Consider the following 22,130-nt stretch of genomic DNA (forward strand, 5'->3'; position numbering starts at 1 on the left):
CCTGGAGTCAGCGCTGGATGCGCCGCTGCGCGCAGTTTATCTGGATATGTCGTGAAACCCCTGAGTAGGGCGGCTCCACAGTCGCTAGCGCGTGGAACAACCTATCGGCTCCCCGACGGGTTCGCTATGCTGGATTCACAGTAATGATCCAGCGAGAACCCGGAAGCGTGATCGACGTGAGCCACAACGTGAGCGAAAGGATTTGCGATAGCCATGGATGAGCAGCGATCGGACTCCAGCCGTGTGGCCGGCGGCTTCATCGCCCTGATTACCCTGCTCACGCTGGCGGCTCTGTATACGCCCCACTTCGTGCAACCGCTGGTGGCTGCCGCCAGGAACGCCCCGCCGGTGCGCCAGATCAGGCCTTCCGTCAGTGTCTGGCTGAGCACGGCCGATCACACGCTCAAGCTGACGCCGCAGCCCGACATCGAGGTGAGCGCCCAGGGTTCGGCGGTGGCTGATGTGGTCATCGATCTGACCACCAAATACCAGACGATGACCGGCTTCGGTGCGGCGATGACCGATTCCTCGGCATGGCTCATTCATACGAAGTTGAATGCGGAGCAGCGCCGTGACGTGTTGAACGAGTTGTACGGTCCACCGCCCAATCTCAACTTCAACATGATGCGCCTGACCATTGGATCATCGGACTTCTCGTTGAACGTTTTCACGCTCGACGATATTCCCTTCGGAAAGACCGATCCGCAATTGAAGCATTTCAATGTCGCGTCCAACCTTCAGGACGTCATTCCGGTGATGCAGCAAGTCATCGCCATCAATCCCGGGATGCTCACCATCGCATCGCCCTGGGGTGCACCGGCCTGGATGCGAACCACGCAGAACCTGCTGGGCGGCGAATTGCAGGAGCAGGACGAGGGCACGTACGCGGACTACCTCGTCAAGTATCTCGACGCGTATCGCAGCCACGGCATTCCCATCTTTGCGCTGACGCTGCAGAACGAACCCGCGTATGCGCCGATCAGTTATCCCGGCATGACGATGGGAGCAGAGACTCGGGCTCGTATCGTTTCGAAGTACCTCGGTCCCAAACTTGCAGGCCGTAAGCCCAAGACTGCCATCCTGGAATGGGATCACAACTGGACGCCGGTGGAAGAGCCCCTGGCGGTACTCGCCAATCCCGATGCCGCGCGCTACATCGACGGTGTCGCATGGCATTGCTACGGCGGAAGTCAGCACGAGCAAGGGCGCGTACACCGCGCGCATCCCGACAAAGATGCCTACATCACGGAATGCACTGGCGGCGACTGGCCACTATCCGTCAATGGCGAGCTGCTCTGGTTCAGTAGAAACCTCTTGGTCACGGGAATCCGGCAATGGGCTCGCGGCGTTGTTTACTGGAACCTGGCACTGGACGAAAACCACGGGCCGCACTTTGGCGGCTGTGCCAAGTGCAAAGGCGTGATCACGATCGACTCGGAAACAGGCGAGGTCACTCGTAACGACGAGTACTACGCCCTCGCGCACTTCAGTCGCTTCGTCGAGCCCGGAGCAGCTCGCGTGAACTCCACCGATACCGACATCGACGACAAGGGCGTTGCCAACGTCGCGTTCCAGAATGCATCTGACGGATCGGTCGTCATGGTGATGGTGAACCTCAACAAAGCAGAACGCCGTGTTTCGGTAACGGACGGGCGCAACCGCTTCGAATACGCCATGCCTGCCGAAAGCGTGGCGACGTTCGTGTGGGATTCGGATCTTGCTACCGGGTGGATACGCCGGGCTCAGCGGTGGCTGCGTGGGTATCGGCCGCAGGTTGATGTTGAGCAGCGGTAGCGTCAGGCGTTAATGGAAGCCGCCGACGTAGGTGTCGCGCGGGCTGCATGCCTGGGCGTGGCGAGACTCACTTTCGCCGACCCAATAGCTCGGATCGGCCGATGTCCGGCTTCCCTGCAACGATCTTCGGTGGGTCGGAGAATCCAGTGAATGCCTCGCCAAGAGGCGTAACTCCGAGCGCATACGTCGACTTATGCCGAAGGCCGTTTATGCCTTCCTCCCAGGCCAGCAGCATGCGCTTGCCGATATCACTGAAGCCGGGATGCTCGTCCATGGCGGTGCGCACCGACGGCGCGACGTCACTGATGGCCTGTCCGATGGCTTCGACTATTTCCAGCTGATCCTTGACTTCGATCCCGAAGATAGTCGACAGGAATTTCTGCAGACTGCGTCCTGGTGTCCACGTCTTCTTGCCCATGAACGAAATGGCGGGCGGGTTGTCCTGATAGCCGGCATAGACGCTGGTGGTGAGCATGTCGTACACCGGCGAAAGATGGGTGTTCGATCGCGATGTATAGAGCAATGCGATGTTCTTGGAATGGCAGTCCGCATTGCGCAAGGCATACGTAAGCAGGAGCGTTGTCGCTAATTGATGAAAGGCCTGCTTTCTCTGCGCGCCCGGGACATGGTCTCGCACGGCCTTCGCGACACGCTCCCACGTGGTCTCGTACTTCGCCGCTGGACGCAGGCCAAGGAGGGAACAGAAGTCTTCCATGCCCCAATACGGTTGGCCATGCTCGTCAACATCGAAACGATGTACGACCAACGCCTGCCCATCCCGGGAGACTTCGGTTCTTGCCGTCGGTGCGACTCTGGCTGCAACCTGCATGCATAGATGTTCATTCAATGCTGCGAATGGCAGCAGGTGCGACGATCCCTTGATGATGTGCCGGCGAGTCAGCAGCGTCGCCTTCGCGTGGGGGCCAAGTTCGACGCGCTCATCCTGGGTGTCGAGAAACTTTGGCACGACACCCGAGACACCGCTGGTTGCATGCTTACGAACGAGTTCGGCGAACGCCTCTTCGGAGTTGTCGCCCTGTAAAAGTGCGGAAACCTCAATAGGCTCGGTCGGTTGATCGAGCCTGGCGCCTGTTGCGGCGACTTGCAGACGCCCGACCATGTTGCGACCTACGACGGAGAGCAGCGTCAGGGGACTCGCACCGACGTGCGGTCCGAACTGCTCCTGCAGGACCTGCAGCAGGTAGCCCTCTGGCAGATTCATTTGCAGCACTGGCGGCAGCGTGTCGTCCCAATGCCACGACGCGGTGCGTACTGGCATTGTCAGCGAAACCAGATCATCGGGCGCCGTTCCGGCGTGGTAGGTGAGCACGCTGCGAAAATCGCCGACGGACTCCAGCATTCCGACATCCCGACCGAGTACATACACCGAGAGCTTCATGTTCCACCGCGCTCCTTGCGGAGTTCATCCAGTGAACCGGAATGGCCTTCCTCGATGAACTGCAACTCCATGCCGAGCACAGCCAGTACGGCAAGCAGCTTGCGGGAGCCGAACTCCGGCGATCTGCCACGCTCGAAACGCGACAGGGACTCAGGAGTCACGCCAGCGCTGTCGGCGACCATGGCCTGCTTCAGGCCCAGTGCCTTGCGTCTGGCGGCAACGGCTTCGCCGAGTTCGGGGAGGGTCTGCATTTGATATATACGTCAATAAAAGCCCATTTGAGGTCAATTATTGATATAAATATCAAGAAAAGCAACTTTGCCGGTACCCGTAAAACAATTCGCACCGTATCTCGGGCGGCACTAAGCGGGTAATACCGCAAAATAGCACCCCCCCGTCCCCCTAGCTCCGAGTGGAACCGCCCCGTGTCGAAGAAAACCCTCAGTGCCATTGGCACGGTAGACAATGGCCTTGTCCGGACCCCAACGAAGGGCCAGAAGTCGTTCAACTCGCTGATCGACAAGATTGCGAAGCGGCGTGCTGTGCTCGCTGAGTGGGAGGCATTCGACGCCGACTTCCGTCGCAAGTACAACGATGAGTTCGTGCCGCTTCAGCGCAGCCTCGACGAGGTACACGGTCGATTGGTGCACGGGCTCGACAGGGCACATGACATCAAAGGCCTCACGAAGGGTGAGCGACAGACCATTGCGGAGCTCATCAGTTTGCTCGCAAGCGGCCTGCTGATGCACGGCGAGGATCCAGCCATAGCGGAGATCTACGAGCGCTACAACGGTCAAAGCCCTGAAGAAGTGTCGGCCGCGCAGGAAGAAATCCGCGACGCCATGCAGTCCATGTTCGGCGTCGAGGTGCCGGACGATGTCGACCTAGCCTCTCCCGAAGACGTGCTCCGGCACGTGCAGGAGCAGTTGGATCAGCAGGACGAGCGCGAACGCGCACACCAGAAAGCGCGGGAGGAATACCACGCCGAGCGCAAGAAGACGCCCAAGCGTGCGGCTGCGGAAGAGCGCGCGCGTGCCGAAGAAGCGGAAGTCCATCTCTCCATCCGCGAGGTTTATCGAAAGCTGGCCAGCGCGCTGCACCCGGATCGCGAGGCTGATCCCATCGAGCGGGAACGCAAAGCCGCCCTGATGCAGCGGGTGAACAAGGCGTACGCCAGCAAGAGCCTGCTCGATCTTCTCGAGATCCAGCTGGAACTCGAGCATATCGATCAGGCCACGCTGGACAGCGTCAGCGAGGATCGCCTCAAGCGTTGGAACAAGATACTCAAGGAACAACTCCAGGGGCTGGATCAGGAGCTGTTCGAGGTTGAAGTCGGTTACAAGGCAAGTTGCGGCATGGATCCCTTCAGGGCGGCCTCTCCGAAGTCCGTCAAGCGCGCGCTCATCTCGAACATCAATCAACTGCGTGAGCTGGTGCGCGCCTCCGAACGGGATCTGCGCGAGTTCGATGATGTGAAGCGGTTGAAGGTCTATCTGAAGAGCGTGAAGCGCGAGCTGGCCGCGCAGCACGACGACGATTTCTATTGATTGACAAAGCGTGGCGCGTTGACCAAGTTAGGGCGATAGCTCCTGCCTGGGGAAGGCCTTGAAGCGTTCGACGATCGGTACGGGTATTCTGTTATTCGCGGTGCTCACGGCGTGTACGTCGCCGACGAAACCTTCTTCGAGCGCAGATCACGAATCCGTCCAGGCTGCTGACCTGAGAACGAATGAGCTCGAGCATCCACTCGCGCTTGTTCCATCGTCACCGACCTTCTCGTGGAAGCTCATCGACACGGCTCGCGATACGAAGCAGGCCGCCTACGAGATCCGCCTCGCGAAGGGCGACGGATCATCCCCGCTCTGGGACTCGGGCTGGGTCACCCGTAGCGAGCAGATTGGCGTTCCCTACGCTGGCCCGGCGCTGGCGCATGGAGGCGCCTATGCGTGGCAAGTTCGCGTACGCGACAACCACGGGGGGACCTCCGACTGGAGTATGTCGGCTCGCTTTGAAACCGATCTCGACATCCCTGTCGACTGGCGCGCGTCGTGGATTGGCGCCGCTGATCCTGCGGCCACCAGCGCGATCTTCCGCAAGGCATTCGACCTGCCGCGGGCGCCGGTACGCGCGCGCCTTTATGTCTCGGCGCTCGGCGTCTACCGTACTTTCCTGAACGGCCAGCGGACGGATAGCGACGTCCTCGCACCAGGCTGGACCGACTACGCCACGCGCATTCCGTATCAGGCCTACGACGTAACCGCCCAGCTGCATGCTGGCCAGAACGTGATGGCGGCGATGCTCGCGCCAGGTTGGTACGCCGGCCACATCGCCAGCTTCGGCCCGGAGAAGTACGGCAAGTCGCCCATGCTCTCCGCCCTACTGCGGCTCGAGTTCGCCGATGGTACGCAGACCTGGATCGGTACGGACGGCAGCTGGCAGACAGCGCCGGGTCCGTTCAAGCAGGCCGACATCATCATGGGCGAGACGTACGATGCGCGCGAGTTGCCCGAGCATTGGAATGATGTCGGTGCCGCTTCTGCGGATTGGGCGGCCGCCCGCGTACCGGCTGGCGGCAACACGCACACACAGCTTCTGCATCCACAAGACGACGCACCGGTGCGTGTGACGGGCAAGCGCAAGGCGGTATTGCTGGCGCGTCAACCTACGCCGGGCGCGCGTCTCTACGAGCTTGGCCAGAACATGGTCGGCGTTGTCGAACTGACGTTGAAAGCGCGCGCGGGTAAAGCGGTCCAGCTGCGCTATGGCGAGATGCTCAATCCGGACGGCTCGCTTTATACCGCGAACCTGCGCACGGCCAAGGCGACCGACCGCTTCACCGCCGCGCATGACGGCGAACAGTCCTACACGCCGACGTTCACGTATCACGGCTTCCGCTATGTCGAGGTCACCGGTGTGGACGACCCGGCCGATGTGGTCTCCGTCACCGGCCTCGTGCAGGGCAGTAACCTTGCCTGGACCGGCAAACTGGCGGCAGGCAACCCCATGCTCGACCAGCTGCAGTCGAACATCACGTGGGGCCAGCGCGGAAATTTCTTCTCGATCCCGACCGACACGCCCGCACGCGACGAACGGCTCGGCTGGGCGGGTGACATCAACGTCTTCGCGCCCACGGCCAGCTTCAACCAGAACACCTACACGTTCCTGTCGAAGTGGCTGCGCGACCTGCACGATGCGCAGACACCGGAAGGCGATTACCCCGGCGTCGCGCCGAACCCCGTGGGCATTGAAAGCGGTGCAGGCTGGTCGGATGCCGGTATCACCGTGGCGTATACGCTGTGGCACACCTACGGCGATCGTCGGGTGATCGACGACGGCTATGCATCGATGAGCCGCTTCATGGCGTTGATTGAAAGGCGTGCTGGCCCGGACCTGAAGCGCGTGCATGGTCCCTGGGCAGACTGGCTGCACCTGGACGATCCGACGCCACCCGATCTGCTCGGCACGGCTTACCTTGCCTACGACGCCCGACTGATGAGCGAGATGGCCGCCGCGACCGGCCACGCGGCCGATGCTGTTCATTTCGCCGATCTGGCAGCACGCACGAAGCGCGCCTTTGCTGCGCGCTACCTCCATGCGGACGGCACCCTTGGCACGAACAGCCAGACGGGCTATGCGATGGCGATCGGCATGGAACTCGTGCCGCCGAGCACGGTTGCCCAGGCATTCGTGCGGACGATCCATGCGCGACACGACCACCTGGCGACGGGCTTCCTCGGTACCCCCTGGCTCCTGCCAGCCCTGTCGGCCGTCGGGCAGAACGATCTCGCCTGGAAGCTGCTCCTCAATCGTGACTATCCATCATGGGGTTACGAGATACAGGCGGGCGCGACCACGATGTGGGAGCGCTGGAACTCGTTGAAACCCGACGGCAGCTTCGGCGACGTCGGGATGAACTCGTTCAACCACTATGCGTATGGCGCCGTCGGTGACTGGATGTATCGGCATATCGCGGGCATTGCGCCACTCGCGCCCGGGTATGCGCGGTTCGCTGTCGCTCCCACACCTGGGGGCGGCGTGACGCATGGCGGCGGTAGCCTTGAGTCGGCTTACGGGCGTATTGCCACGGCGTGGACGATCGACGGGGATCGCTTCAGTCTCGACGTCACGGTACCTGCGGGCACGACAGCTGAGGTGACGATGCCGAGGGTTGATGCTGCGACCGTGCAGGAAGGTGGCAAGCCCGCCATGACGGCGGTTGGTGTCATTGGCCTGCATGCGGTCGCTACGGGTGCATCGTTCTCGCTAGGTTCGGGTCATTACGTATTGAGCGGTCAACTTTTGTAGCCTCCTTCGAACGAAAGTTACGCAGTCAGGAACGTCTGAGTCGATACGACCCTGGCGTAGCCGAACTGCAGGGCTGCCATGAAGGCCGCGTGGACCTGGCTGGCGGGAACCTTAGTGCCGTCGAATTCAAGATCGTGAGTGGCGCACGCATCGTGGATCACAGTGACCTTGAAGCCAAAGTCATCCGAGGCGCGCGTCACGGCGTCGATACACATGTGGCTCATATTGCCCACTACCGTGACGGTCTCGATCCCGTGGCTGTCCAGGATGGTCTTGAGTGGCGTCTCGCGATACGGATTCATGAAGTGCTTCACGAGCACGGTTTCGTCGGCACGGTTCATGGTCTTCACGTGTAGTTCTGCGCCGGTCGTCCCGGGGGCAAAGAACGGAGCATCCTTCGCCGGCGTTTCATGGCGGATGTGAATCACGAGATCTCCGTTGTGGCGAGCGGCTTCGATGATCCGTGCCGCATTGTCCGCCGCGGCGTCCGCGCCTTCGAGGATCCACTTGCCGCCGGGGAAATAGTCGTTCTGGATGTCGACGACAATAAGTGCTTGCTTGGTCATTTTCTTGCCTGGGGAGAGGTGACGAGTAAACGATATGGTTACCGTCGTCCCCTGGCGAAATAGCGGGAATCCACAATGCACTGTTTCGCAGAATGGTTGTATGGAGCGTCTGGCCACGTCGGAAGGGCGGGAACGCCACCGGCAGGCGCTAGGCCGCTCGTCCCTATGTGACCACGCTTCGTCCCTGATTCCGGTCAATCCGACCCTTCGCATCTGGTCCGGCAGCCGCTGACCAGAGAGTATCGGTGCTCCACCATCCTGGGGGCCTCCAACGTGCACAGCCGCGACTCGTCCAAGCTCCCTTGGGAGGCTTTGCCTCCGAGGGTAAGTATCACCCCGATCCTTATCACTGCCGTGCTCTTTGGCGCAGCCCACATGTTGACCAACGGGCAATACGGCTTCCATCGGGATGAGCTTCAGTTTCTGAGCGATGCCCAGCACCTGGACTGGGGCTTCGTGCCTTACCCGCCGCTCACGTCGGCGTTGGAGCTCCTGGCGTTCAAGACGTTCGGTCTGTCGCTGGTCGGGTTGCGGTCGTTCTCGGTACTGGCGCAAGCCCTGGTGATACTGATCAGCGGCCTCATGGCGCGCGACCTTGGCGGCGGCCGCCTGGCTCAGCTCTTCGCGGCGATCGCCGTTGGGCTCTCCCCTGCGCCCATGGCCAACGCCACCATGTTCCAGTACTCGTCATTCGACATGTTGTGGTGGGTGCTTGTCGCCTGGAGCGTGATCCGCCTGCTGTGCGACGATGACCCGCGCTGGTGGGTGGCGATCGGTTTGTTTGCCGGGCTTGGTTTGCAGACCAAGTATTCGATAGCGTTCGAGCTACTGGGCGTTCTGGCGGGCGTGCTTCTTACCGATGCACGGCGCTACCTGACGAGCCGCTGGTTATGGATTGGCGGGGCTGTCGCTCTACTCGTCTTTGCCCCGAACCTCATCTGGCTCGTCTCGCACGACTTCATCTCCTATCGTTTCCTGCAAAGCATCCACGCCCGCGACGTCAATGAGGGACGCGCGGACGGCTTCTTGCGCGACCAGTTCCTGATCAATGCCAACCTTTTTGCGGCACCGGTCTGGATTGCGGGTCTGGTGGGTTACTTCCGCGTGCGGCGTCTCCGCATGCTCGCCTGGATGTACGTCGTGCCCTTGCTGTTGTTCATGCTTATGCGGGGCCGCTTCTACTATGTCAGCGCGGCCTATCCGATGCTGCTTGCCATGGGATCCGTCATCGGCGAGCGGTGGCTGCGCACCCTCCGTCCTGCATGGCGAATCGGGACAGCAACACTGCTATTCAGCGGTGTCGCAGCTATCGGTATCTACGCGGCGCTGATCGTTATGCCGATGGCATCAAGTGGTCCCGCTGCGGGACTTCGCGCTTAGCAGGAACAACGACCTGCGTGAGCAAGTCGGTTGGAACGAACTAGTCGCGCGAGTTGCCGCCATTCGTGATGCGCTTCCTTCCGAACAACAGGCGGATCTGAGCATCGTGGTGGGTAACTACGGCGAGCAAGGGGCCATCGCCCTGCTCGGGAGAGCCTATGGTTTGCCATCGCCGATCACAGCGGTCAATTCCGGATGGCTACGTGGTTATCCGCAAACACTGCCACGCACGGTGATCGTGCTGGGGAGTTCGCGTGAGCGCGCGGACGAACTCTTCGTCGACTGCCGGCTTGCGGGCCACACGGGTAACGCGTGGGGCGTCGTCAATGAAGAAAGCCGGGATCATCCCGATATTTTCGTCTGCGGCCCTGCGCGCAAACCTTGGAGCGAGCTTTGGAGTCACGGGCCCGAGTTTGGGTAGTCCCAGTCTTGAGAGCCGCCGCCGCGTTAATCCTGCGGACTGGTACACGCGGCTAAACGCTCGCCCTCCACCTGCGTAACCTCGCCGCGGCCTTCTACCGTGACGCTGCCTGTGTAGTGCTTGGCGCTGTCGAAATCCACGTGCGCCGAAGCCGGCGGGGCCGCCTTGCAGGCGAACTTCCACGCCAGCGAGGTGCTGCGGCGTTGCTGATCCGTGGCTGTGCAATCACCTTCCGCCGGCGTCCACGCGGCAAACGTGGTCCAGGGATCCGCACCTTCATCCACGCAATGCCAATGCACTTGCGGTGCGCCTGCCTTGCCCTTGACCACGTGCCGCGCCTGGATCTTCCACAGCCCGGGCATGGCGCCGAAGTCACCGGGATCGGCGTGGACAGGTGTGGCCGCAGTCGTGGCGAATGCACAGGTGGCGGCGGCGGACAGCAGGGAAAGCTTCATCATCATCTGACTCCTTGCGAACACGAAAACCCTGCCCGCTTTCGCGGACAGGGTCGGTATCGAGCGAACCGTGAGCGATCAGTCAGCAATCGCGGTGGTGTCGCTGACGTCCTTCCTGGTGAAGTTGAACATGTCCATCAGGTTGCCGATGGCCGGCGCGTTCACCGGTACATACGGACGCTCCTTGAACGACACCGGGTTAGGCAGGTTGTCGCGGCTGCGCGCGGAAATCCGGTCCTTCAGGTTCCAGTTGGCCTCGACGAATTTGTCGAACGAGACATGGTCGTAATACGTGTGCACGATCTTGCCGCCGAGCGAGTACTTCGACACCACCAGTAGCGGGATGCGCGTGCCGTCGCCGAAGAAATCGATCGGCTGGATGTAGCCAGAATCGTAGTAGCCACCACCTTCATCGAAGGTCACCATGATCACGGTGTCTTCCCAAACCTTCGGGTTGGCCTGGGCCATTTCGACGATCTTGCGCACGTAGCCTTCGAAGAGGTCCAGCTTCGACGAGGCCGGATGGCCATCCAGGATGCCGTCCGGCTTGGCGATGGAAACGGCCGGCAGCGTGTTGTTCTGGATGTCGTCGTACAGGTCGTTGATGTCCTGGTTCTTGGCGCGCAGTTCCGGATTGGTCATGACCTGGGTGGAGTACAGGAACGGATCGCAGATGTTGCAGAAGGTGCCGGCTTCGCCGTCTTCCTTGCCGCCACCGAAGCCTTCACCGTAGTACTTCCAGGACACCTTGTGCTTCTCCAGCAGCAGCGCCAGGTTCTCCTGCGTGCTCGGCGGGATGGTGAACTGGTCGGCGCCCAGCGGTGCCGGTGTGCCGTCGCCCATGTAGCCCGGGTTGTAGTTGTTCACCAGGTAGTAGGCCTTGGCCTTGCAGTCCGTGCCCTTGAACGACAGGTACGGCAGTGAGCGCAGGTAGTTCTTGATCTGCTTCACGCCCGGCTGGCTTTCGTCAGCACAATTAACGTACGAACCACCACCGTAGCCGTCCTGCACCCACCAGTTGTTGGTACCGAACTGCGCGTCCGGGTTCTCGATCTGGTTTTCCGGCGGGGTGGCCGGGTTGCCATTCGCGTCCGCGTAGTAGATCAAGGTGCCGAAGCCAAGCATGATGTGGTTAGCACCGGTGCCGCCCATCACCGACTGGTGGAAGTTGTCGCTCAGCGCATACTTCTGGGCCAGCTCCTTGAAGTAAGGCGCATCGCCCTGCGCCATGTTCATGAACTGCATGGCAGTGGAGCCTTCACCGGTGCTCTGGTCGTTGAAGTTCGCCGGCAGCGCAGCGCCGTTGTTGCCCGCGCCCATGGTGGTTTCCACCCATGGGAACAGGTCGTTGCGGCAACCGCTGGGGTTGGCGGCCGTGGCTACCTTGGTGTCGCAATCCAGCTGCTGCCACATCTGGAAGAAGCGGTGCACCGGGCTGTTGGCGTAGGCGTCGTAGCTGATCGACGCATGCATGTCGACCGGTGCGTTGACGAGCTTTGCCGGGAAACGGGTATCGACCACGCCGTTGGGCAGGCCCGTGCCGCCGGCAGCGAGCATGTCGTAGGTACCATCGGGCAGGGCCGGCTCAATGGCCTGCGCCTGTGCTGCGGAAGCGAAGGGCGCCGCGGTGGGCGCGCCACCGGTGTTCATCTGCGGAAGCGTCTTGTACTTGCCGGCCTTCTTCGGCGACATGTCGTACTTGCCGGTGCTCGAGGCCATGAACTGCGTGGCGAGGTCCACGTTCGGACCCGGCGTGCCGTCGGCATTGACGATGCCCTTGGACAGCAGGTTGTCCACCGACTGCCCCTTCGGCGCAGTGTAGGTGCCATAAACGTGGTCGAACGTACGGTTCTCGCCGATAAGCAGGATCACGTGCTTGATCGGAGTGGCGGTATTGTCGCTGTTGTCCTGGCCGTGAGGCGGCTTGTGCAGTACGACGACACCGCCGGGAAGGCCGCCCGGGTTCTTGAAGGGAGCCACGGGCACATTCTGGCGGAATTGTGCATCGTGGTCGGGCGGAGTGGTGTCCTGTGCGCTGACGACGCCGGCAAGGCCGACGGAAAGCGCGCCAATCAACAGCGGCGAAAGCCGCGTACGGCGCAACCATGTAACCATTGTGGATCTCTCCCTACTGGAAGCCTTCCCCCTGATTCTTGTCGACTAAGGTTATGGATGGCCCGTCGACCGTCGTGAGCATCTACCTCGCATATGACGGATCGTTGGCACGCAGGCGACAATGCGCGAGGGCGTGATGACGATCACGTGTCAACGCAAGATATTGCGAACAATCGTTTCCGCTGCAACAAAGCCAAACGCGGTTCAGACCAGTTCGTAGGGGCGCATCATTTCGTTGTCTTCGTGCTCGAGGTAATGGCAGTGCCAGACGTATTTGCCTGGCTCGCCGTCGAAGCGCGTGATGATGCGGGTGACCATCCCGGGGTCGCAGCGCACGGTGTCTTTCCAGCCGGCTTCGTGCGCGGCCGGTGGTATCGATGGCCCGGTGAACTTCAGTTCCTTGCGCGCGTTCCACGCAAAGAGGTCGAACGGACGGCGCTCGAGTACCTGGAAGCGCACGAGGTGCAGGTGGATGGGATGCGCGTCGCCGGTCACATTGACGAACGTCCAGGTTTCGACCGTGCCCTTCTTCGGTTTTTCGCTGATGGGATCGCTCCACATCTTTCCATCGAGCAGCATCGTCATCGGATTGCCGCCCGAATCGTCCTGCTCGCCCAGTGCAAGCACGCGGTCCTGCACCGCCGTGGAGGGATCGATGCGCTGGACCGGTCGTAACGCCGCCGGTACCACCGAGGTATCACGGCGACCCTTGGTGCGAACGCGGAACTCGACGATGCCGTCGGCCTGGTGACGTAGCTGTACCGACTGGCCGGCATAAGCGCTGAAGTCGACGATCACCTCGGCACGTTCGGCCGGGTGGAGTTCGATGTTCAGGCGATCGGTGGGCGCTGCCAGCAGCCCCTGGTCGCTGCCAATCTGCTGGAACGGCTTGCCATGTGACAGCGACAGGTTGAAGAAGCTGGTATTGGCCGCGTTGATCAGCCGAAAGCGGTAGCGGCGCGGCTCCACGTCAAGATACGGATACAGCTTGCCGTTGCACAGGACTGCATCCCCACGGCATTCGGACACCCAGGGCGCTTCGGGATCGTCCGACACCGGGTAGTAAAGCTTGCCGCTCTTCGCGAGCAGGCGGTCGTAGAGCATCAACGGAATATCGAATTCGCCCGAGGGCAGCCCCAGGGCCTGCTCGTCGTCGTCGTGCACATGGAAGCTGCCGAACAGCCCCGCGTAGATGTTCAGCCGCGTGATGCCCATGGCGTGATCGTGGTACCACAAGGTGGTGGCGTCCTGGTCCCCGGGGTAAAGGGCGGTCAACGATTTACCCGGTACGTACCAGTCTTCGGGCCAGCCGTCGTTCGGCGCGGAAACGCGCGCACCGTGCACATGGGTGATGGTGCGAACGTCGGGTTTGGATTTCTCCGCGCCATGAATACCGTGATCGATCGGAAGGAAATGCCGGGTCGGAAGCTCGTTGGCCCATTCCACCAGCACCGGCTCGCCACGGCGCGTCACGATCGTCGGGCCAGGCGTGGACCCTGCATAACCCCATTGCGGTGTCGGCGGCAGGTCCCGGTGCACCCTGGCACTGAATGCCTGCATTGGCATGCGGTAGAGCGGCAGCTGCCGGCCGCCGAACGCGGCGTGGGCACGCGTGCCCGTGGGCAAGGCGATCGGTGGCACGGGCAGGGCATCGACGAACCTTGCCATGGTCACCGGGTTCACCAGCGGCACGTTCGGCGCGGCCAGGCCGGGCATGGCCATCCGTTGCTTCATCGGCATGGACATCGGCATGTCCATCGCCCGGGCCGCGCGAAATGTATCGACGAAAACGCATGCACCGGCGAATCCGCCGGCGACGCCCAGGAAACGGCGTCGGGAAGTATCCATGGGAAGTTATCGTTGGTTGCCTGTCGTGCAGGCCAACGTAGGTCGGGCGGATGACAAGGATGTTTCAATTCGGGTGATCAATGACGCGTCATGGTGGACGCTCGCCAGGAATGGCCGCCGCCACGCGAGACAGCTGGCTATCGAAACCGATAAAGTTACCGCCGGACTCCAGGGCCCTGTTCCCCTCAAGCAGGGTGACGTTGGGAGATCGGAGCACGCATCCAGCCAGGAAGGACACGATCATGTTCGGTTATCGCTACGTCAAAGGCAGTCCCAGTACCTACGTCATCCAGTACAAGAACGGCGTTGCCGTGCGCGAAGGCACCGGTCTCACGTTCTGGTACTTTGCGCCCAGCGCCACGCTGGTCTCGATCCCGCTGGAGAGCGTGGATGTTCCCTTCATGTTCCAGGAAGTCAGCAGCGACTTCCAGGTCGTGACCGTGCAGGGGCAGGTCACGTACCGCGTGGCTGCTCCGACCACGCTTGCTAGCCTGATGAATTTCACGCTCAAGGCCGACGGCAGCTATGCATCGGAAGACCGAACCAAGCTGCCGCAGCGGGTGGTCAATGCCGTGCAGGTGAAGCTGCGTTCTGTGCTGCAGGGGCAAACCCTTCAGGAACTGCTGCGCGGTTCCGATCACCTGGTCCAGGTTGTGCGCCAGGGCCTGCAAAGCGCCGATGGTCTCTCCAGCCTCGGCCTTGAACTGATCAACCTTTCGGTCCTGGCGGTGAAACCCAATCCGGAAACGGCGCGTGCGCTTGAGGCCCAGGTCCGCGAGCAGATCCTGAAGCAAGCCGATGATGCGACCTACATACGTCGCAATGCCGCGATCGAGCAGGAACGCGCCGTCAAGGAAAATGAGCTCAACACCGAGATCGCGGTGGAAACCAAGAAACGCCAGATTCGAGAGACACAGCTCGAAGCCGAGCAGGCCGTGCTCGCCAAACGGCAGGCGATCCAGGACCAGGAACTAGCAGGCCGCATTGCCCTGGAAGACAAGAACAAGAGTCTGACCTCCCTGCGCGCCGAAAACGCGCGGACCGAAGCCGATGCCAAAGCGTACGCAGTAGCTGCCACCATGAAGGCGGTACAGGGCATCGATCCGAAGGTGCTGCAGGTCCTCATGGTCGGGCAGGCCGATTCGAGCGTGCTGATTGCACAGGCCTTCCAGGGATTGGCTGAAGGCGCTGGGCGGATCGGCGAACTCAACATCTCGCCGGATCTGTTGCAGCAACTGACGCAACCACGAGCCAAGTTGCCTGCAAAGGCCTGACGCCATGGATGCACTGAACCACCGGATCGTGCTGGTGACTCGCAAGACGCGACTGGAGGAGTTGATCGTGCGCTTCAACACGATCGAACAGGCACGCTTCTACGTCGAGCATCTGGGGGCGGACTTTTCGGACTATGAGGTCGAGCATCGCATCTATCTGGATGGGGTGAAGACGGCCGAAGCGACCTTGCGTCGCTTTGGTCGTGTCCAGCGGCTCGATCGTGGATTTCTCTCCAACTACCTCTTTGCACCGGATGCTCTGGTCGTGGTGCTGGGGCAGGATGGCCTGGTCGCGAATACGCTCAAATACCTAAAGGGTGCGCAGCCTGTCATCGGGGTCAACCCGGATCCCGCACGATGGGACGGTGTGCTCTTGCCCTTCGAGGTACGAGACCTTGCAGTCCTCGCGCCGGAGGCGCTTGCCAGAAAGCGGCCGTTGAACCGCGTCACAATGGCGCTCGCGAGGTTGAGCGACGGGCAGGAGCTCCATGCGGTCAATGACCTCTTCATCGGTCCGCGAACGCACGTGTCAGCGCGTTATCAGATCCAGCAGGGCGATCGATCGGAAACGCATTCGTCCAGCGGACTGATTGTATCGACAGGATTGGGGTCGACCGGATGGTTTCAGAGCCTTCTGGCGGGCGCCGTCGGCATCGTTGGGCGCGATTTGGAAGGTTCCGTACGGGCATTGCGCGAGCACGGTTTTGCCTGGGATGCCGACCATCTGCAATTTACAGTGCGAGAGCCATTCCCTAGCCGGGTTACGCAGATTGAGATGGTTTTCGGGCAAGTGACGCGCACGGAACCGCTACGGCTCGTCTCGCAGATGGCGGGCTACGGGGTGATCTTCAGCGACGGCATCGAGGCCGACTTCCTGGAGTTTAATGCCGGCATGACCGCGACGATTAGTCTTGCGGAGAGATACGGGCAGTTGGTGAATTGAGAAGCACTGACTGGTGCGAGCCTCGAGGGAACCCCGTCGCTAGGGCCTGATCGCCTCAGGCGCTTGGCTGCATGAGAGGCGGGGCGAAGCATCGGCGGGACGCTAGCCCATGTCGTTGAACGTAGGGTTCCTGGGAGTTTCCAAGTGAAGCAGCACGGGTGGGACAGCAGAGCCTGTGGCTTGAATCATGGCTTGCGCATAGATCTCGTCGATTCTTGAATCGAACATTGAGGCCCGTTGCCAGTGCCGAGTGCTGCGAGAAGCAAAGCAGATATGGCAATGCGCTTAACTGTCGGTTCCCATTTCGTGGGGGCTGCACCATAGCGCCTCCCGTCTGTTGGTGCTTCTTCGCACGATCACGGCTCCGCTGTCGAAACCGGGACGCTACTCCAATCCGGGGGGGGCGTCGGGACATCGCAGCGTAATGGTGGGCCCACCAGGACTCGAACCTGGAACCAAAGGATTATGAGTCCTCTGCTCTAACCATTGAGCTATAGGCCCGCGCGGCGGCCAAGTGTAACCAATGGATGCCCGTACGACGATGGGTGAGCGCTCACACGCTAAGCCAAAGCGGCGTGAAACGACGCAGGACGCAATGGTCGACAGTTCAGCCTGCCCCCTTCATGCTTGGCCGCGTTCAACAATCCAGGGGGTTCCATGAAGAAGCTGATTATCTCGGTAGCACTGGCCGTGGCGGCGCTTGCCGTGCCGGCACTGTCGATGGCGCAGTCGCGTCGTGTGGTTGTCGTGCATCACCCGGTGCACCATCGTCCGGTCCACCACCACTACTACCATCACCACCGCCCGTATCACCGTCCGCCGCCGCGTCACCACCCGGTGCATCGTCCGATGCATCACCGCTGAGCGGTAGCTGGTAGTCGCATAGAAAACGCCCGCTTTTGCGGGCGTTTTCTTGTTCGCCTAGCGAACGTCCGCAATGCCCCACACATAGGGAAACGCTTCGGGAAAGTTCATCCTGTCCAAGACCTTCTCTTTCTTCGCCAGGATGGCCCGGCAGCCGTCGACCATGCTTTCGCCTTGCGTGAGACTGGCGGCACGCAGCAGTCCCTTCTTCAGGGCATCGGTGGTAGTACTGCTGGCCGAGAGCGCGGCAACAAGCGCCTGCTCGCTGCCGCCGACGCTTCGGTAGGCAGCTTGGACGCGGTCATGCTCACCGGCGTAGCGGTCCGTATAAGCCTTCGCATAGTCGGTCAGGTCGATGCCTTCCTTCCTGCACACGGAGGGCAGTAGGCTCGCACCCGACCAGTAGAAGTTGAGATAGAGCTCGAGCGCGGCGGCTCGCCGTTTAGCGACCGGCAGGGCGTTTAGCTGCGCTTGTACCTCCTTGCGAATCTCGTAACGCTCGTGGGCGAGCCGAATCTGCTGGAAGGCGCTCTGGCCGCCATATAGAAGAGCGGCGACGACGACGAGTCTGACGATCCATTTCATTTCCCATTCCCTGTGAATTCCCCGGTGCGCACTAGATTGCAGGAAGCTGGCGGAAGCCACCTTCGAATAGATACACATCAAAGTATCACCTATACCTGCCGCTACCGGCATTGTTGTGATACAAAAGTGTGAATATGAGTAACAACGCCCATCCTTGCGACAGCTCGGCATGCCGGAGACCGCGGCAGCTTCCGCAGCGCGCTTTCATCGATGACATCGTCGCCCAGCTAGAGATGCTCTGATCGTGGACAAGCGCTTTAAGCCGATAAGCACGTCCGAAGAGCTCGACATTCGTCGGGCCTTGCTGGACGACATCGAGGCGCACCCGGGCCGTCCCGTGCCGGAGGTGATTCGCCTTGTACGCACCACGCTCCGCTTCACCATGGCGGAGTACGCGAGATTGTGCGGTGTTTCAGCTCGCGGACTGCAGGACATCGAGCGCGGCATAAAAAGCCCGACGCTCGATACCGTCGCGAAGCTGCTTAGGCCGCTTGGATTACGCGTGGGAGTGGTAACTCGTGATGCAGTGAACCGAGCGGAAGCCGCTATGAAGGAGCGCGTCCGATAGAGAGCGACGCGCCTGTTCATGAATTCGGGTTGTTCACGTAACTCGAACATCGAAAGAAACTGAACACTACTCAGTCCATGCGCGTCAGGTTTGATCTGATAAAAGCAGAAAGGTTCTGCCGGACGTTACGGGTCAACCATTGGGAGAGGCGGACTGCTGCGAAGCCAGACACGCTCAGGCCAATTGTCGTGAGCAGCAGCACGGTGCGCGCCTGCATGCTGGGACTGGGTTGAGAGACGACAACGGCCGAGCCAAGAGCGCCAACCAGGGCGAACGTGCTCGCCCTGGCGCGTACCACGGGCAACACGCCGAATTTGCCAATCAAGACCGACTTGTAACCCATGACTTCGAAACGCCCTACGAAGCGGGGGCGAAAGATGTTGCTCACAAGGGGCGTCACCCAAGTCAGTCGTACACGCCACGGCGAGACACTTCCGAAGACCCGCTTGCCCTCGTGGGCGCGCAGGCCCGAAAGGAATCGATCCCGTTCCACGACGGACGACAAACGGCGAACCGCCGCATCCAGCGATAGTTCGGTCGGGAAGGCGGCCGGTGAGTCGCCGAAGAGAATTTGCGCAAATCGCATGGTTTCTGGATTACCCCTATGAGCACGACCGCGCTAGAACGCCGATGACGACCATGACGCCAAGGATCAAGAGAGTCTCCATCGGACTCGACCTCCTGCGCGGTCCATGCTCCCTCGCCGGCCGTACCTCAGCAGCCGGTGCCGGATGCGACTGTAACCACTTCGTGTGGCAGGCACCGCAGAAAAAGCGAGTCTTATCGTTGCGCCATGCTTCGATCGTACGGCGGTTATGTGTTGTGAGCTTTTTGCAGCGCCAGCAGTTGAAGAACTTGTCCTTCGGCAGCCGACGAGACGAGCCGCTACGCAGGAACACGATCGCCATGAGAAAGACGATACCGAAGATCACGCCAACAAGGTCTTTCGTCGACAAACCATCCATTATGCCGTCCCCCGTCCGTTCGCCGGATTAAAGCGCAAACCCGGATCGCCCGCCACCGTAGTTCTCCCAAAAGAAAACGCCCGCTTGCGCGGGCGTTTTCGTCTAACCAGATGTCGCTACCAATCAATCGATATCAAGGAACGACCGCAGCGTTTCCGAGCGGCTCGGGTGACGCAGCTTGCGCAGGGCCTTGGCTTCGATCTGGCGGATGCGCTCGCGGGTGACGTCGAACTGCTTGCCGACTTCTTCCAGCGTGTGATCCGTGTTCATGTCGATGCCGAAGCGCATGCGCAGTACCTTTGCTTCACGCGGGGTGAGGCCAGCGAGCACGTCGCGCACGGTTTCCATGAGCCCCGTTTCCGTAGCCGACTCGACGGGCGAGCTGGCGTTGGTGTCTTCGATGAAGTCGCCAAGATGCGAATCTTCGTCGTCACCGATCGGGGTTTCCATGGAGATCGGTTCCTTCGCGATCTTCAATACCTTGCGGATCTTGTCTTCCGGCATCTCCATTTCCTTGGCCAGTTCTTCCGGCGTCGGCTCGCGGCCGAACTGCTGGAGCATCTGGCGGGAGATGCGGTTGAGCTTGTTGATCGTTTCGATCATGTGCACCGGAATACGGATGGTGCGGGCCTGATCGGCGATCGAGCGGGTGATGGCCTGACGGATCCACCACGTCGCGTACGTCGAGAACTTGTAACCGCGGCGGTATTCAAACTTGTCCACGGCCTTCATCAGGCCGATGTTGCCTTCCTGGATGAGGTCGAGGAACTGCAGGCCGCGGTTGGTGTACTTCTTCGCGATGGAGATGACCAGGCGCAGGTTGGCCTCGACCATTTCCTTCTTGGCGCGACGGGCTTTCGCCTCGCCGACGGACATGGCGCGATTGATTTCCTTGATGTCGGTCAGCGGCAGGTACAGGGTGCGCTCGATAGCAGCGAGCTTCTCCTGTTCACCGTCGATCACTTCACGGTAGTTCTTGATGTTCGGCGACCACTTCTGGCGCTTGCGGCCCAGTTCGGCGGCCCACTCGAGGTTGCCTTCGTTCGACGGGAAGCTCTTGAGGAACTCCGCACGCGGCATCTTCACCTGCTTGACGAAGATGTCCATGAGCACGCGCTCGTGGTGACGGATGTCGTTCACCACTTCGCGCAGCTTGCGCACGAAGCTGTCGATCAGCGCCGACGGGAGCTTCAGGTTGAGGAACGCTTCCGACATCTGCTCGCGGATTTTGGCGAGCTTCTTGTCGTTGATCTCGGCCTTGGGCGCGGTCTTCTGGAACTTGCCATGGAGCGAGCGGAGCTCTTCCATGCGGCGCTTCACTTCTTCCGGATCGGGACCGGTCGGACCGGCTTCCTCTTCCTCGGCAACCGGAGCGCCTTCGACTTCTTCCTCTTCCTCGTCGCTGGCTTCGGCGGCGGCAGCTTCGGCGGCCTCGGCGGCTTCAGCCTTGGCGGCGTCCGCGGCTTCTTCGAGGTCGGTGAAGCCAGCCAGGATCTCGCTCAGGCGGCGCTTGCCTTCCACATGCTGGTCGTATTCCTCGAGCAGCAGCTGGATGGTGAGGGGAAAGCTGGCCAGCGCGGTCTGGACCTGGTTGAGGCCTTCCTCGATGCGCTTGGCGATGGCGATTTCGCCTTCGCGGGTCAGCAGTTCGACCGTACCCATTTCGCGCATGTACATGCGCACGGGGTCGGTCGTACGGCCGACTTCGGCGTCGACGGCCGACAGCAGCGCTACGGCTTCTTCAGCGGCGGACTCGTCGTCCGTGCTGGAACCCGGGGCAGCGCCATCGGAGATGGTGTCGGTGTCGGGCGCGGAATCATGCACCTCGATGCCGACGCCCTTGAGCACCGCCATGATGTCTTCGATCTGCTCCGGATCGACGATGTCGTCAGGCAGGTGATCGTTGATTTCCGCGTAGGTCAGGTAGCCCTGCTCCAAACCCTTGGAGATGAGCTGTTTGATTTCAGACTGCTGCTCGTGAGCTTTATTAGTCATGCCGACCGCCGCGGGTTACAGGAACCGATCAGTATAGTCATTTGATGATTTTTTGACCAGTTTTCAAGTGGATCGGGCTCATCGAGGGGACGCAAGAATCGCGCCAGATGGCCGTTTCCGGCCGGGCGTGAGCGTCGCGATGAGAAGGAGCGGGACCATGGAGCCCCATTAAGGACGCTCAGCGCACCTCCATGCGGAAGGTGACCGGGCCGTCGTTGATCAGATGTACCTTCATATGGGCACCGAAGCGTCCGATTTCCACCCCTGGGCCATGTGCGGCGCGGGCCAGCTCGACCAGACGGTCGAACCAGTGGCTGGCTTCGGCCGGCGCGGCAGCCGTGGTGAAGCTCGGGCGCATGCCCTTTCGGGTGTCGGCGGCGAGCGTGAACTGGCTGACCAGGAGCAGGCCGCCTTGCGTATCGGCGAGGCTGAGGTTCATCTTTCCCTCGCTGTCGGAGAACACGCGGTAGCCGCGCAGTCGCTGGAGCATGCGCACGCACTGGGCCTCCCCGTCGCCGGGTTCCACCGCGACCAGCGCGAGCAGGCCGGCGCCGATGGCACCCACGGTTTCTCCCTCGACATCGACACGCGCGGACTCCACACGTTGGATCACTGCAATCATGGAAAGGCTAACGGCGGATGGCGGCCAAGCT

Annotated in this window: 19 protein-coding genes and 1 tRNA gene; 9 read left to right on the forward strand and 11 right to left on the reverse strand. The window is 61.4% G+C overall.

Annotation, left to right across the window (positions count from 1 at the left end; translation table 11 throughout):
• Positions 1-213 precede the first annotated feature (213 nt).
• The gene (locus ACVWWJ_RS01545; RefSeq protein WP_456966520.1) at positions 214-1,794 is read left to right on the forward strand and encodes a glycoside hydrolase family 30 protein; all 1,581 of its coding nucleotides are present in this window, start codon (positions 214-216) and stop codon (positions 1,792-1,794) included.
• 67 nt (positions 1,795-1,861) lie between these two features.
• Here the strand turns inward: ACVWWJ_RS01545 and ACVWWJ_RS01550 are convergent, their stop codons facing one another.
• Both ACVWWJ_RS01550 and ACVWWJ_RS01555 read right to left on the reverse strand, forming a co-directional pair.
• Positions 1,862-3,193 carry a type II toxin-antitoxin system HipA family toxin gene (locus ACVWWJ_RS01550; RefSeq protein WP_456966521.1) on the reverse strand — a complete coding sequence of 444 codons (1,332 nt, stop codon included), beginning with the start codon at positions 3,191-3,193 and terminating at the stop codon, positions 1,862-1,864.
• On the reverse strand, positions 3,190-3,444 hold the full coding sequence (locus tag ACVWWJ_RS01555) for a helix-turn-helix domain-containing protein (protein ID WP_456966522.1): 255 nt from the start codon (positions 3,442-3,444) through the stop codon (positions 3,190-3,192). Before ACVWWJ_RS01555 ends, ACVWWJ_RS01550 begins: the two co-directional genes overlap by 4 nt.
• Before the next feature lie 174 nt (positions 3,445-3,618).
• Here ACVWWJ_RS01555 and ACVWWJ_RS01560 point away from each other — a divergent pair, with 174 nt between their 5' ends.
• Both ACVWWJ_RS01560 and ACVWWJ_RS01565 read left to right on the forward strand, forming a co-directional pair.
• Positions 3,619-4,740 carry a J domain-containing protein gene (locus ACVWWJ_RS01560; RefSeq protein WP_456966523.1) on the forward strand — a complete coding sequence of 374 codons (1,122 nt, stop codon included), beginning with the start codon at positions 3,619-3,621 and terminating at the stop codon, positions 4,738-4,740.
• A 58-nt stretch (positions 4,741-4,798) separates the two neighbouring features.
• Entirely contained in the window at positions 4,799-7,498 is a 2,700-nt protein-coding gene (locus tag ACVWWJ_RS01565; protein ID WP_456966524.1) for a family 78 glycoside hydrolase catalytic domain, read from the forward strand.
• Positions 7,499-7,515: 17 nt separating this feature from the next.
• Here ACVWWJ_RS01565 and ACVWWJ_RS01570 read toward each other — a convergent pair whose 3' ends face one another.
• Positions 7,516-8,064, reverse strand: coding sequence for a cysteine hydrolase family protein (locus ACVWWJ_RS01570; protein ID WP_456966525.1), 549 nt, complete (start codon positions 8,062-8,064; stop codon positions 7,516-7,518).
• A 375-nt stretch (positions 8,065-8,439) separates the two neighbouring features.
• Between ACVWWJ_RS01570 and ACVWWJ_RS01575 the strand changes: the two genes are divergently transcribed.
• Together ACVWWJ_RS01575 and ACVWWJ_RS01580 are read left to right on the forward strand one after the other, a co-directional pair.
• A complete protein-coding gene (locus ACVWWJ_RS01575) occupies positions 8,440-9,444 on the forward strand; it encodes a glycosyltransferase family 39 protein (RefSeq protein ID WP_456966526.1) in 1,005 nt (334 codons plus the stop codon).
• Complete coding sequence (locus tag ACVWWJ_RS01580) at positions 9,416-9,865, forward strand: hypothetical protein (RefSeq protein WP_456966527.1); 450 nt, start codon at positions 9,416-9,418, stop codon at positions 9,863-9,865. The genes ACVWWJ_RS01575 and ACVWWJ_RS01580 overlap by 29 nt, the downstream gene beginning before the upstream one ends.
• A 26-nt stretch (positions 9,866-9,891) precedes the next feature.
• On the opposite strand, the gene ACVWWJ_RS01585 is transcribed toward ACVWWJ_RS01580, so the two are convergent.
• From ACVWWJ_RS01585 to ACVWWJ_RS01595, 3 genes are all read right to left on the reverse strand, one after another.
• On the reverse strand, positions 9,892-10,326 hold the full coding sequence (locus ACVWWJ_RS01585) for a DUF3617 domain-containing protein (RefSeq protein ID WP_456966528.1): 435 nt from the start codon (positions 10,324-10,326) through the stop codon (positions 9,892-9,894).
• A 72-nt stretch (positions 10,327-10,398) separates the two neighbouring features.
• Positions 10,399-12,435 carry an alkaline phosphatase family protein gene (locus tag ACVWWJ_RS01590; RefSeq protein ID WP_456966529.1) on the reverse strand — a complete coding sequence of 679 codons (2,037 nt, stop codon included), beginning with the start codon at positions 12,433-12,435 and terminating at the stop codon, positions 10,399-10,401.
• A 204-nt stretch (positions 12,436-12,639) separates the two neighbouring features.
• Complete coding sequence (locus tag ACVWWJ_RS01595) at positions 12,640-14,283, reverse strand: multicopper oxidase family protein (protein WP_456966530.1); 1,644 nt, start codon at positions 14,281-14,283, stop codon at positions 12,640-12,642.
• Positions 14,284-14,393: 110 nt separating this feature from the next.
• Here ACVWWJ_RS01595 and ACVWWJ_RS01600 point away from each other — a divergent pair, with 110 nt between their 5' ends.
• Entirely contained in the window at positions 14,394-15,557 is a 1,164-nt protein-coding gene (locus tag ACVWWJ_RS01600) for an SPFH domain-containing protein (RefSeq protein WP_456966531.1), read from the forward strand.
• Between the two features lie 4 nt (positions 15,558-15,561).
• A complete protein-coding gene (locus ACVWWJ_RS01605; RefSeq protein WP_456966532.1) occupies positions 15,562-16,500 on the forward strand; it encodes a sugar kinase in 939 nt (312 codons plus the stop codon).
• Between the two features lie 425 nt (positions 16,501-16,925).
• On the opposite strand, the gene ACVWWJ_RS01610 is transcribed toward ACVWWJ_RS01605, so the two are convergent.
• Positions 16,926-17,001, reverse strand: a tRNA-Ile gene (locus ACVWWJ_RS01610).
• Positions 17,002-17,157: 156 nt separating this feature from the next.
• Here ACVWWJ_RS01610 and ACVWWJ_RS01615 point away from each other — a divergent pair.
• Positions 17,158-17,364 carry a hypothetical protein gene (locus tag ACVWWJ_RS01615; protein WP_456966533.1) on the forward strand — a complete coding sequence of 69 codons (207 nt, stop codon included), beginning with the start codon at positions 17,158-17,160 and terminating at the stop codon, positions 17,362-17,364.
• A 57-nt stretch (positions 17,365-17,421) separates the two neighbouring features.
• On the opposite strand, the gene ACVWWJ_RS01620 is transcribed toward ACVWWJ_RS01615, so the two are convergent.
• Complete coding sequence (locus tag ACVWWJ_RS01620) at positions 17,422-17,949, reverse strand: hypothetical protein (RefSeq protein ID WP_456966534.1); 528 nt, start codon at positions 17,947-17,949, stop codon at positions 17,422-17,424.
• A gap of 244 nt (positions 17,950-18,193) precedes the next feature.
• Here ACVWWJ_RS01620 and ACVWWJ_RS01625 point away from each other — a divergent pair, with 244 nt between their 5' ends.
• Entirely contained in the window at positions 18,194-18,517 is a 324-nt protein-coding gene (locus ACVWWJ_RS01625) for a helix-turn-helix domain-containing protein (protein WP_456966535.1), read from the forward strand.
• A gap of 70 nt (positions 18,518-18,587) precedes the next feature.
• On the opposite strand, the gene ACVWWJ_RS01630 is transcribed toward ACVWWJ_RS01625, so the two are convergent.
• From ACVWWJ_RS01630 to dtd, 3 genes are all read right to left on the reverse strand, one after another.
• Positions 18,588-19,103 carry a hypothetical protein gene (locus ACVWWJ_RS01630; RefSeq protein ID WP_456966536.1) on the reverse strand — a complete coding sequence of 172 codons (516 nt, stop codon included), beginning with the start codon at positions 19,101-19,103 and terminating at the stop codon, positions 18,588-18,590.
• 502 nt (positions 19,104-19,605) lie between these two features.
• Positions 19,606-21,477: an RNA polymerase sigma factor RpoD gene (gene rpoD / locus ACVWWJ_RS01635; RefSeq protein ID WP_159889673.1), complete on the reverse strand. Its 1,872-nt coding sequence runs from the start codon at positions 21,475-21,477 to the stop codon at positions 19,606-19,608.
• Positions 21,478-21,655: 178 nt separating this feature from the next.
• Positions 21,656-22,099, reverse strand: coding sequence for a D-aminoacyl-tRNA deacylase (dtd, locus tag ACVWWJ_RS01640; protein WP_456966537.1), 444 nt, complete (start codon positions 22,097-22,099; stop codon positions 21,656-21,658).
• Positions 22,100-22,130 lie beyond the last annotated feature (31 nt).

The organism is Luteibacter sp. HA06 (genome assembly GCF_054061215.1).

What these genes read in the sequence shown, in the direction of transcription:
- ACVWWJ_RS01545 (WP_456966520.1), top strand. Translation starts at nt 214, where the DNA reads ATGGATGAGCAGCGATCGGACTCCAGCCGTGTGGCCGGCGGCTTCATC.
- ACVWWJ_RS01550 (WP_456966521.1), bottom strand. Translation starts at nt 3,193, where the DNA reads ATGAAGCTCTCGGTGTATGTACTCGGTCGGGATGTCGGAATGCTGGAG.
- ACVWWJ_RS01555 (WP_456966522.1), bottom strand. Translation starts at nt 3,444, where the DNA reads ATGCAGACCCTCCCCGAACTCGGCGAAGCCGTTGCCGCCAGACGCAAG.
- ACVWWJ_RS01570 (WP_456966525.1), bottom strand. Translation starts at nt 8,064, where the DNA reads ATGACCAAGCAAGCACTTATTGTCGTCGACATCCAGAACGACTATTTC.
- ACVWWJ_RS01575 (WP_456966526.1), top strand. Translation starts at nt 8,440, where the DNA reads ATGTTGACCAACGGGCAATACGGCTTCCATCGGGATGAGCTTCAGTTT.
- ACVWWJ_RS01585 (WP_456966528.1), bottom strand. Translation starts at nt 10,326, where the DNA reads ATGATGATGAAGCTTTCCCTGCTGTCCGCCGCCGCCACCTGTGCATTC.
- ACVWWJ_RS01590 (WP_456966529.1), bottom strand. Translation starts at nt 12,435, where the DNA reads ATGGTTACATGGTTGCGCCGTACGCGGCTTTCGCCGCTGTTGATTGGC.
- ACVWWJ_RS01595 (WP_456966530.1), bottom strand. Translation starts at nt 14,283, where the DNA reads ATGGATACTTCCCGACGCCGTTTCCTGGGCGTCGCCGGCGGATTCGCC.
- ACVWWJ_RS01600 (WP_456966531.1), top strand. Translation starts at nt 14,394, where the DNA reads ATGGCCGCCGCCACGCGAGACAGCTGGCTATCGAAACCGATAAAGTTA.
- ACVWWJ_RS01605 (WP_456966532.1), top strand. Translation starts at nt 15,562, where the DNA reads ATGGATGCACTGAACCACCGGATCGTGCTGGTGACTCGCAAGACGCGA.
- ACVWWJ_RS01615 (WP_456966533.1), top strand. Translation starts at nt 17,158, where the DNA reads ATGAAGAAGCTGATTATCTCGGTAGCACTGGCCGTGGCGGCGCTTGCC.
- ACVWWJ_RS01620 (WP_456966534.1), bottom strand. Translation starts at nt 17,949, where the DNA reads ATGAAATGGATCGTCAGACTCGTCGTCGTCGCCGCTCTTCTATATGGC.
- ACVWWJ_RS01630 (WP_456966536.1), bottom strand. Translation starts at nt 19,103, where the DNA reads ATGCGATTTGCGCAAATTCTCTTCGGCGACTCACCGGCCGCCTTCCCG.
- rpoD (WP_159889673.1), bottom strand. Translation starts at nt 21,477, where the DNA reads ATGACTAATAAAGCTCACGAGCAGCAGTCTGAAATCAAACAGCTCATC.
- dtd (WP_456966537.1), bottom strand. Translation starts at nt 22,099, where the DNA reads ATGATTGCAGTGATCCAACGTGTGGAGTCCGCGCGTGTCGATGTCGAG.